General features: G+C 37.0%; 6 protein-coding genes and 1 pseudogene. All 7 read left to right on the top strand.

The features are described 5' to 3' along the window. The first annotated feature begins 509 nt into the window (after positions 1 to 509). Positions 510 to 3,683, top strand: coding sequence for a type VI secretion system Vgr family protein (locus FTV37_RS11550; protein WP_180063909.1), 3,174 nt, complete (start codon positions 510 to 512; stop codon positions 3,681 to 3,683). 15 nt (positions 3,684 to 3,698) lie between these two features. Then, positions 3,699 to 8,573 carry an RHS repeat-associated core domain-containing protein gene (locus FTV37_RS11555; RefSeq protein ID WP_180063910.1) on the top strand — a complete coding sequence of 1,625 codons (4,875 nt, stop codon included), beginning with the start codon at positions 3,699 to 3,701 and terminating at the stop codon, positions 8,571 to 8,573. Positions 8,574 to 8,583: 10 nt separating this feature from the next. After that, positions 8,584 to 9,090 (top strand): hypothetical protein, encoded by a 507-nt coding sequence (locus FTV37_RS11560; RefSeq protein ID WP_180007377.1) that lies wholly within the window; start codon positions 8,584 to 8,586, stop codon positions 9,088 to 9,090. A gap of 209 nt (positions 9,091 to 9,299) precedes the next feature. After that, positions 9,300 to 10,268 carry an IS30 family transposase gene (locus FTV37_RS11565; protein WP_257224311.1) on the top strand — a complete coding sequence of 323 codons (969 nt, stop codon included), beginning with the start codon at positions 9,300 to 9,302 and terminating at the stop codon, positions 10,266 to 10,268. Positions 10,269 to 10,277: 9 nt separating this feature from the next. Then, positions 10,278 to 11,003 (top strand): annotated as a pseudogene (locus tag FTV37_RS11570) (RHS repeat domain-containing protein); the annotation flags it as partial. 16 nt (positions 11,004 to 11,019) lie between these two features. Next, a complete protein-coding gene (locus FTV37_RS11575; protein WP_180063913.1) occupies positions 11,020 to 11,538 on the top strand; it encodes an SMI1/KNR4 family protein in 519 nt (172 codons plus the stop codon). Beyond that, positions 11,510 to 11,919: SMI1/KNR4 family protein (locus tag FTV37_RS11580; protein ID WP_180063914.1), on the top strand; the 410-nt coding region annotated here is incomplete at its 3' end. The genes FTV37_RS11575 and FTV37_RS11580, both read left to right, overlap by 29 nt.

Here is an 11,919-nt window from a genome sequence, read left to right on the forward strand (position 1 = left end):
ATGAATTTTAATTTTTTAGAGATATTTGTTGATTGCATTACTTTTGACTATGTGAGCTCTTTATGGAAATAACTGGCCATAAGATATACATCTAGAATAGCTAGCTGAAAACTTAATAAATATTGATAAATAGAACTCAACTGATTAGATGTAGAATCTTTTGGTTAGGCGTATAGGTGGGTAATTAGTGGGTAATTTTGCCATAAAGTCTTTAGGTTAAATTATTGTTATTTAATTAAATTTTCAAATCTGTTAAACTGCCACCACCTCCAAATTGGAGTGGATCAATGCTTTTGGAATAAGACATTTGTCCTTCATTATTATTTTTAGAACTTAATGAGATTATTCGGTGTCCCCCCTTAATGAAATAAAAGTGTTAAAGATAATTTAGACTAAGGCCTGCAACAAAAAGAGACACAAAGTGTTGCTTAAATATAAATCAATATAGACTTAATAAGACCGAATTTAGTAAAATTGGCCACAGATTAAACCTACAAAAACTAAATAGAATGCCCAATAATATTTATGCTGAATTAGAGCAACTTGGACTTACCGCACAAAAACGTGCAATACACGTACAGTTGAGTAACGGCACGCTCAACGACCAAGTCTTCCTTCAGCGTATTGAAGGCACGCATGAATTAAATAAGGGTATTCATTTACAACTCATCTGCCTTTCGACCTCAGCGAATATACCTTTAAAGCAGTTCATTGGTGCACAAACAGCAATTGATATTGTCAACGACAAATCCGAACTCAATCGTATTTCTGGTATTGTGACCAAAGCCGATATTGGTGCAAGTGATGGATCGCTCACGATTTATCGCTTAACCGTAGAGGACCCAACAGCACTCTGGAAACACCGTCGAAACTCACGCGTGTTCATGAATAAATCTGTGGTTGACGTAGTGCAAACCATCTTCTCTGAGTGGCAACAAAAAAGTCCATTATTTGCTTCAAGTCTGACATTGGATAAAAGTGGACTCACTAAAGACTACGATATTCGTCCATTCATCATGCAGATGAATGAACGGGATATAGACTTTATTCAACGGCTTCTCGCATCTGAAGGTATTAACTGGTTAATTGATGAAGCACAACTGAAAGTCTCCAGTTCAAGTGAACAAATTCAACCCCAAAAACTCCGTTTGATTGATGATAATGCCCAGTACAAAGCTTTGGATCGACGTAATATTCGCTTCCATAGAAGCTCGGCAGTAGAACAAACTGATTCGATCACCAATTTTATTGGACGGCGTAGTATTCAACCGACTGCGGTTCACATCCAACGCTGGCAAGCTGATGCACTCGAAACCGAAGAAGGCGCAGGCTCAATACAAAGCAAACACAGCCATAGTGAAAACCAAGACAATGCAAGCCTTGGCTTAGAACAGGCATGGCACTTTTCCCCGGCATGGATACAAGACCTCAAAGGTGAAGATGGTGCAACCAAATCAGGCAATAGTCAGATTGAAAAGTTTAATGAAAACCTGAGCAACTACTACGACTCACAAGCCAAACAATTTACTGCAACCTCAACCGTGCGTGATGCACAGGTAGGTTACTGGTTTGAATTCAATGAACACCCAGAAATTGATGAACATGATGGCGCGGATAAAGAATTCCTAATTACTGCTAAGTCATTTTATAATCAGAATAATCTTCCCAAAGACTTAACCGATCAAGTCACAGCCTTGCTTAAACAAAGTAATTGGCAACAAGTTGATATTCAAACCAATAACCAAGATGAACGTCAAGCTAACAATCTCGTATTGCAACGACGTAATATTGCCACCGTTCCTGAGTATAATCCTCTCACCCAAAGACCAACAGTACATCCCATGCGTGCCAAAGTGGTGGGTTTAAGTGGAGAAGAAATTCATGTCGATGAATGGGGACGCATCAAAGTTCGATTTCTATTCACCCGAAATGAAGATAATACTCATGATGGTGGTGCAGGCTCAAACGACAATGACACCGATTCCGCTTGGGTCGATGTACTGACGCCATGGGCAGGTGAAGGCTATGGAGCAAGATTCCTACCTCGTGTGAATGAGATTGTTGTCATCGACTTCTTTGATGGCAATATTGACCGCCCTTTTGTCATCGGACGTATTCACGAAGCACAACGTAGTCCAACCAAATTCGATAGCAAAGGCAAACTACCTGATACCAAAAAACTGGCAGGTATTCGTTCTAAAGAAGTCAAAGGTGAAGGCTTTGGGCAACTACGCTTTGATGACACTACAGGACAAATCAGCACCCAACTGCAAAGCAGTCACGGTGCAACACAACTTAATTTAGGTAAGTTGAGTCATCCTAAAGACAAAGCTGAAAGCGAAGATCGTGGTGAAGGTTTTGAACTGCGTACGGATCAATGGGGTGCAGTCCGTGCAGGGCAAGGTTTACTTGTAAGTACCTATAAACAAGACCAAGCCAAAGGTGAACATCTTGATGCTGAAATTGCCAAGAAACAACTGGAAGGCAGTCAGACCAACAGCAAGGCTTTAAGTGACATTGCCAAAAACCAAAAAACCGATGAAATCGAATCAGTTGAACAACTGAAAGAATTTGCTGAACAGCTTGAACAAAAGATCGCGAAATTTAAAAAAGCGATACTTTTACTCAGTTCACCTGATGGTATTGCATTGAGCACACCTGAAGATATTCATCTCTCTGCGGATGCACAGATCAACCAGATTGCAGGCGATAGTATCAACTTCAGTACGCAAAAGAACTGGATAGCACAAGCACAAAATAAGCTCAGCTTATTTGCTGCGCAAGGTGGGATCAAAGCTGTAGCTGCACAAAGTAAAGTTGAAATACAAGCGCAGTCGGATGCTTTGAATGTATTGGCTAAAATGGGAATTACCATTTCTTCGACAGATGATAAAGTGGTGATTAGCAGTCCGAAAAAAGTTCAGATCACAGGTGGATCTTCTCAAATCACTTTAAATGGTTCAGGGATATTTCAGAAAACAGGTGGGAAGTTTGAAGTTAAGGCTGGGCAGCATGTATTCCAAGGTGGGGCGAGTGTTAGTGCTAAATCTAGTTTACCTCCACCGCCGAAACGTGCTCAGGGTATCTTAGAATTGATTCATGACTATACACATGGCGAGTTCGTCAAAGCTGGTGAATACACAGTTACAGATACTTTAGGTAAAGTGGTTAAGGGTAAACTTGATGACAAAGGTTTTGCCCGTGTATCTGGATTGGCTGCTGGTGCAGTTAAAATTAACTTTGAAGATGATAAACGTGATCCTTGGGATGTAGCGAGTGATTTTAAACGTGAAGTTGAGTGGCCAAATAAAAATGATCCTGATTTAGCAGAAACAGCTTCGATTTTAGAAAGTGTAAGTAGAAAAGCACAATCTGCTTTAGGTGATTTTGCTAAGCAACTCAAAGATCCTAAAAGTTTGATGAAAAATATTGAATTAGCTAAAAAAATTAAATCAGATGGTGCAAAAACGCTGCTTCCGATGATCAATAGCCAAGCTCAAGGGCTAGTTTCAGAAACAATTTCAAGTTTATTGCCGATTACACAATCAAAAGGTGGTTTGATGGCAAATATGGGGGGAGGCTTTATCGCTTCACAAACTAGTGGGTCAAACCTGACGAGTATAAGTGGTATTGCTCAAAATAACTTACCTCAGTATTTAAAAAGCCCTTTTGATAAAAATTGATAGAGAATAAATAGAATGGCTCAAGCTAAAACAGAAGTCGTAAAACCACTTAATGAAGTGGCAATTGCAGATATTAATAATTCTAAGCAAAAAATTGATAAGTGGTTAAAAGATCATACCCATCAACTTGTGGGATTAGACCTTGTTAGTAATGTATTGGGTACAGTTCCAATTATTGGCAATGTCATGGCTGCAATTGATGTGGTGACTGACATTCTTCATATTTATGATAAGGGCTATCAAAAGGCGGATGTCTTTGATTGGACAACCGTGGGTATTGATTTAATTGGTGTTGCTCCTGTTCCTGGTACAACAGCTATTCGTACTTCAGCTCGACCAGCTTTATTCTTAGTCCGCCAAGAAGTTAAAAGAGTTGGCAAATCTGCACTAACTGAAGCTGTTATCACAGTCATTGGTAAACATCTTAATGATCAAGTTGCAGGAAATATTGAGAAGTTTTGTAAAACAGGATTGACACAACTTAATACAATTTTAGGGAAATGTGGGGATACCATACAAGGAGCTACCAGTGAAATTAATGGTGGTATTACTCGCGTTGTAACACAAGGTAAAGTATTTACCAACGCAGGTTCTAATCTAACGCGAGCACAGCAACAGGCGGTAGGTATTGCAAAAGGTTTGCAAAGCGGAGACCTGACTCGTGCAGGAAAAAACCTTGTATATATGACAGAAAATTGGGGTAAAGCATTATTTAAATCCAATGTAAATAATAATGCAAAAGTAGTTTCAATGTTGGTTCCCCAAAATTTAAAACAACCTGTTTTAAATGTAGGTGCAACAATTGGTAAAGTTGGCGTAACCGCCAATCAAAAAATCAGAAAGCTTGGTAATAAAGCAGAACCGCAAACGATAGGCTGGTTATTTGAAGTCCTAAGAGTAGGTGCAGGACGTTTCAGAAAGAATAATAAGTCAGCCCAAGTCAAAGCAACACAGACCACACAAGCAAAGAATGATAAAAATAACGCTAAATTAGAAAAATCAAGGAATGAACATCAGGCAACAAATAATGCCAATCAATGTAAGAACTGTAAGGGCAGTACTGCAAAATCTATCACCTTCGCAATGGGTACAGAATTTTTAACGCATGCCGATGCTCAGATTCATTCTTTAATTCCTGAAATGTTGATGCGTTCTTACGTTTCTAACTTATATCAATACGATGATTCAATTTTTGGCGCACGTTGGACTACACCATTTAGCAGTAAAATTGTGCCTTGTACCCAATATAATGAAAAGAACCCTAAAGAGAATACGGTTTTAAAGGGATGGGAATACATTGGTGTAGATGGACGTCCAATCAAGTTGAAAGAATTAAAGGTTGGGCAAAGTTTTTATGATGAGGTAGAGACATTTACTTACACGGTCGTCTCTAATGAAATTCGGGCAATTACTTTTGGTTCAAATGAATCACGTTATTATCAAAAATATAACAATGAATATCGACTTACATCAATAGAGCGACAAAATGGATTTAGTGTCGGATTACGCTATGACCATGTATTTGACGATCAAAGTTATTTGTCAGACATCATTTTTAAACAAGACCAAAAAGTTTTAGCACATCTCGCATTACAATTAAATCAATATGGCTTGGTAGAAGCGGTATGGTTAGTCGAAGATGGTCAACTTAAACGACAACTCTCCGCCTATGTTTATAATGATCAACGCGATTTGATTCAAGCAACCAATGAATTTGGCGCATCATACCAATATACTTATCAGCATCATCTTCTAACTCGTTATACCGATTTAACCCAACGTGGTATGAATCTGAAATGGGATGGGAAATTACCAAGCTCAAAAGCGATTGAAGAATGGGCAGATGATTATAGTTCAGCTCGAAAACTGGAGTGGGACGAAAATGTACGTGTCACCTCAGTAACGGATGTTGAGGGAAATGTTACTGAACATTATTACGGTATCACTGGTTATACCTACCGTATTATTTATCCTGATAATTTACAAGAATGGTTCTTTAGGGATGATGCTAAAAACATTACCTCTCATGTAGCCACAGATGGAAGTGAAACAACATACTCGTATGATGAACGCGGTAATGTTTTAACGACAACCCAAGCTGATGGCGCTACCAGTTATTTTGAATACGATGACAAAGACAACCTCATTGGTATGGTCGATGCTGAACAAGGTCGTTGGTTTAAAGAGTACGACGGTTCAGGAAATTTAATAAAAGAAATTGATCCGCTGAAACATGAAACTGCTTATGCCTATAATGGGATGGGTTTAGTGACATCAATCACCGATGCCAAAGGTGGCTCTAAAGCCCTGAAATACGATGATCAAGGGAATTTGCTTAGCTATACTGACTGTTCAGGCAAAGAAACAAAATGGCAATATGATGAACGTGGGCGTGTTAAATCCGTAGAAAATGCGCTAAAACAAAAAGTCGAATATTTCTATACAGAATTTAGTGCTGAGAAGCGTGAGTCAATCATCAAAGGCTTACCTTTAAATGCCTTTGGTCAGCTTGAAAAAATCAAACATGCTGATGGGACTGAAGAACATTTTGTCCATGATGCTGAAGGACGTTTATTAGTCCATATTGATCCAAAGCAACAGCAGACACGCTATGAATACGATGCAGCAGGTTTAATAACCAAACGCATCGATGCATTAAACCATACGCTAAAATATCAATGGGATCGTTTAGGACGCCTAAAACGATTGACGAATGAAAATGGTGCAAGTTACGAATTTGTTTACGATACTGGCGGTCGTTTAATTAAGGAAATTGATTTCGATGGCAAAGAAACAATTTATCATTATGATGAGTTAAATGGTCGACTCACCACAAGTATCGAGGTTGCGTCAGCTTATGGACAAGATTTAAAAGACCGTGCAGCACCGAAAGACCGAATTCAACAATTCATCTTTGACAGTATGGGACGTTTGGAACAACGTACCGCAGGCTATGGGCACTATGGCTTAGAACTAGAAGAGAAACAGACTGAAGAATTTGCTTACGATTACATGGGACGTATTCTGCATGCCAAGAATGCAGAAAGTAACCTAAAATGGTTCTACGATGCTGCGGGTAATGTGATCAAAGAACACCAACAGGATTATAAGAGCAACACAACAGCGGTATGGAATCACAGCTACGATGAAATCAATGATCGAATCAAAACTATTCGACCAGATGGACAAAACATTGATTGGCTCACCTACGGTACAGGTCATGTACAAAGCCTGATTGTCAATGGACAGGATTTAGTCAGCTTTGAACGAGATGATTTACATCGAGAAATCACAAGACACTACGCCAATGGCATCAGTCAAGAACAACAGTTTGACCTTGCAGGACGCTTACACAGCCAAATCATGCTCAATGAACATGACAATGGCTACCAAAGCCAGTACAAAGAAAAAAATAACCAACAGAACAATGCGCTGCAACAGACCAGTCAATTGATTCAACGACTGTATCAATACGATAAAACAGGTGAATTGACTGCGATCAAGGATACACGACGTGGTAACATTGCCTACAAATACGATCCTGTAGGACGTTTACTTGAAGCAAGCAGTAAACTCGGTAAAGAGACCTTTAACTTTGACCCTGCTAGTAACATCATAGATCGTTACAATGATGATAAAGCGCAAAATCATGACCAAAGCCACCAACAACAAACAGAAGAAAAAGGCTTTGGCTACAACCGTCTAGTCAATAACGTGGTGAAAGAATATCTCGACCAACAATACCAATATGATGCATACGGGCAACTCATTCGACAAAAATCTACGCAAGGTGATTTAAACCTTGAGTGGGATGTGTATGGACGCATGATCAAAAGCCGTAACAGCCAATACACCGCAGAATATCGTTATGACGCTTTAGGTCGTCGTATCCAAAAACGTAGTAAACATCACCATACAGGTGATGAACATAACATCATCTATGGATGGGATGGCGACACATTGGCTTATGAATCAACGGAAGAAGCCACAAAGCATTACATCTACGAAAAAGACAGCTTTGTGCCGATGCTACAAGCGGTCTATCAAAGCCCTATAGAATTACACCAAACGCCTGATTGGTCAGACAAGCCGTATAGCGTACATCGTGATCCATTATGGAAGACCACCAAGCAAAGCAAAGGCTTTGATGATGTATGGTTCTATCATTGTGACCACTTAGGCACACCACAAGAAATGAGTGACCATACAGGTGCAATCATTTGGAAAGCTGAATATAAGGCGTGGGGTGAATGTCGAACTGAAAAAGCCAAATCAAATTTCTTTGAAAATTCAGAAATCATTAGTAATAACATTCGTTTCCAAGGTCAGTATTTCGATTTAGAAACAGGACTTCACTACAACCGTTATCGCTATTACTCGCCTTATGTGGGGAGATATGTAAGTAAAGATCCGATTGGGTTGTTAGGTGGGTTTAATACTTTTGTTTATGTATCAGATCCTAATGGATGGGTTGATCCTTACGGTCTTTATGGTACGAGAGGAAAACAAAATCGCATGCCAGGCGATAAGCACATGCCAACAAAACAAGGATATCAGCGCCAACATATTATCCCTTATTCTTTGAAAGACCATGAAATTTTTGCTAAATCAGGAATGAATATTAATGGATCGTCTAACCTTATGTACATGCCTGTATGTGAAGGAATTGATAAAAATGAAAAGCTTGGTTTACATCGAGGTTGGACTTCAGAGCATGCAGAATATAATAGAAAAGTTGAAAGAAAACTGGATGCAATACAAGCAAGATCCCGTGGGCAAAATTGGGATTATAGAAAATATCAAAGTGAAGTGTTAAATTTACAAAGAGAATTGAGAGCAGGGACGAAAAATGGTATTTATACTTGCGCATTACCTTTGAAAAAGAAATAGGACTAAAATTATGAATTTTTACACAATTTATCCATCCGAACATGTAGATCGAGATTTTTCTTTTTACTTAAAAGGAAATCAAGACAAAGTTGTTGACTATTTTAAGTTTAATGATAGTAGCACAGGATTTCTAAAGAATCCTAGAATCAATATGACATATGATAATGACTTTGAAGGTAATTTAGATGAAATACTAAATACTGACTTTTATTATTCTGCTTCAGGTATTTTATTATTTTCGAAAAATTTTTATGAAAAGTTGAAAGATGAATTAGCTTCAGAATGTGATTTCTTTAGATGTTTAGTTAATAATACTGAGTCAGATATTTATGCGTTATATATCAAAAATACTGTGAATATATTAGATGATGATGAAAAAATAATAGAAACTAAGAACATAGATTCAACTTTTATCTTAAAAGATAAATCTAAACCATACATTTATATGGTTACTGAAAAATTTGTAAAATTAGTAGAAGAAAATAAGTTAGAAATGCAGTTTTTAGATTTTAAATGACAATTTCATTCAAGCCGCAGGTTGATCAGATAAACCCGATAGTGTACATCGTGATCCATTGTGGAAAACAACAAAACAAAGCAAAGGTTTTGATAATGGGCAGAGTAAAACTTGAAGTGCGACATAAACCACCTAATTAATTTAAAGGGTTTATGGAGTATATAAAATTGTCATACCATCATCTTAACTTTGAAGATCGTACTGCATTAATGCTTGAATCAAGAAAAGAAGGCTTTTCACCCAGAAAATTTGCTGAACTTATTAAAAGACATCCTAGTACGATCTATCGTGAACTTAAAAGAAATAGCATCAATGACGTTTATCAAGCCCGATATGCTTCTGATCACACCTTCGCTAGACGTAGACGTGGTCATAGAAAACTCAAAATCGATTCAATCCTTTGGAAATTTATTGTTGAAGCGATCCGTTGTTTATGGTCTCCTCAGCAAATAGCAAAGCGTTTAAAGACATTTCCTGATTTGGATCAAACAATGAATGTAAGCCATACAACGATTTACTCAACTATACGAGCATTACCAAAGGGTGAGTTGAAAAAAGACTTATTATCCTGTCTACGTCATGAAAATAAAAAGCGAAAAGCTAACGGTGAACCTAAAAAAGATTCTATATTACAGGATATTAAAACTATTCATGAGCGCCCAGCCGAAGTTCAAGAAAGAAAAATATCGGGTCATTGGGAAGCCGATTTAATTAAAGGTAAAGACAATAAAAGTTCGATAGCAACACTTATTGAACGAAATACACGGCTCTGTATCTTGGCAACATTACCTGATGCAAAGGCAGAATCCGTGCGCAAGGCTTTAACTGAAGCTCTGAAATATTTACCTGCAGAACTGCGTAAAACGTTGACCTATGACCGTGGACGTGAGATGTCAGAACATAAAAAACTCGAAGAAGATTTAGGCATAGATGTATATTTCTGTGACCCACATTCACCCTGGCAAAAAGGCACATGCGAAAATATGAATGGTTTAATTAGGCAATATTTACCTAAAGGGATTGATTTAAATCAGGCAGATCAGCATTATTTAAATCAAGTTGCCATGTCACTGAATACTCGTCCTAGAAAAGCGTTAGATTGGCTTACACCATTAGAGAAGTTTGCTCAGCTTGTTGATTATCATAAGGCTTTTGAAAGTGTCGCACCTCATGTTTGAATTCGCCATGTCTGGTTCTATCACTTTGACCACTTAGGTACACCGCAAGAAATGACTGACCATACAGGTTCGGTCATTTGGAAAGCTGAGTATAAAGCTTGGGGTGAGTGTAAAGCAGAGAAAACTAAATCCAATTTCTTTGAAAATTCTGAAATCATTAGCAATAACATCCGTTTTCAAGGACAGTATTTCGACCAAGAAACAGGATTGCATTACAACCGTTATTACTCACCTTGTGTGGGAAGGTTTGTAAGTAAAGATCCTGTAGGACTAAGTGGTGGGTATAATATTTATGCTTATGCTCCCAATCCAATACAATGGACAGATGCTTTAGGATTGGCTAAAACACCCACTAGAACTTTACAAAGAAATTGGAAGAATTATGTAGGATGCAAATATACAAATTCTGATATTCATCACGGTTTCCCAGAGGAATATGCAGAAAAATTCAAAGAGTTAGCTCGTATTAATGTAAATAATCTGCAGTATTACTATAATTTGCCAAAAGAGAAACACACTAAAACTCCAGGGATACATACTAATGGGTCTAGAACAGGGCAAAATTGGAATAAAACATGGGGAGGAATATTGAATCAAGTAGAAGCTATGAATTTGAGTAAAGCAGAGTCTAAAAAGATGCTTGAACAGACTTTGAGAGGACTAGCTAGAAATGAAAGAATTAGTAAGCATAATGCCACAGCCGTCAAAGGTGCCAATTTGTGTTGCTGCAGTTAATTATAAAGAGTTGTAAATGTTCGATAAAGTATTTGAAATTGATGAAATAAAAGAAATTTTTATTCAACGTAAAAGCGCGTTAAAAAATTTTAATAAAATAACTGTAAATGACGATTTTTATTTAAGTTTTTTAAGTGAATTTCAAACTACAGAATTTACACCGGATATAATAATATTTGGATATGAAGAAGCAATTAAAGAAAATAAATATGTTGAGGAAATCAACCCTTTTATTAGTGAAAATTTTTGGATGATTGGTCGTACAGGTCAAGGTGATGAGTGGTTTATTGATAAAGTTAAAGGAGGGATATCGTTCTATGATCACAATCAAGGAGACTACGCGGATATAAGTCAATTTCAAAAAATTAATATTGATTTTACCGATTTTGTGAAAATGGCTTTTTTATTTAGAGAGCTAGAAAGCGAATTGGACCGAGAAGAAAATATATCTCATGAAAATCAAAAAAAACTCATTAATCAAATAAATTCAATAAAAAAAGGATTATATGAATTATATCCATTTAAATACTTTTAAGCTAATGATTTATAAAAATATTAAATTTGAAAAAATTTCAAAAAGTGAACAACAGCTTCAATCATTGTCATTAATTGGAATTAATTATGATAAAAGATTAAAAAAAATGCTATTGGAAGAATATAAGAAACCCTCAGAAGTTAATGATGTTATGCTCAATCAATTTGAGGGAGAGTCTGGTATTAACTTTCCAATTGAATACAAAAAATTTTTACTAACAACAAATGGTGGGAGCCCCTCAAAAGATACATTTGATATTTCTCCAAAAAATAATCGAGTAATACAAAATTTTTTTACATTAAATTCAAAAGTAGTCTCATATACATTAAAACATAATAATAGTGGAGAACTAATATCATTCCCTAAGTACTATTATGCTAT

The sequence above is a fragment of the Acinetobacter sp. YH16042 genome (assembly GCF_013417245.1).
GTDB lineage: Bacteria > Pseudomonadota > Gammaproteobacteria > Pseudomonadales > Moraxellaceae > Acinetobacter > Acinetobacter amyesii.

Excerpts from the sequence above, each read along its gene's own strand:
- FTV37_RS11550 (WP_180063909.1), top strand. The coding sequence starts at position 510 with ATGCCCAATAATATTTATGCTGAATTAGAGCAACTTGGACTTACCGCA.
- FTV37_RS11555 (WP_180063910.1), top strand. The coding sequence starts at position 3,699 with ATGGCTCAAGCTAAAACAGAAGTCGTAAAACCACTTAATGAAGTGGCA.
- FTV37_RS11560 (WP_180007377.1), top strand. The coding sequence starts at position 8,584 with ATGAATTTTTACACAATTTATCCATCCGAACATGTAGATCGAGATTTT.
- FTV37_RS11565 (WP_257224311.1), top strand. The coding sequence starts at position 9,300 with ATGCTTGAATCAAGAAAAGAAGGCTTTTCACCCAGAAAATTTGCTGAA.
- FTV37_RS11575 (WP_180063913.1), top strand. The coding sequence starts at position 11,020 with ATGTTCGATAAAGTATTTGAAATTGATGAAATAAAAGAAATTTTTATT.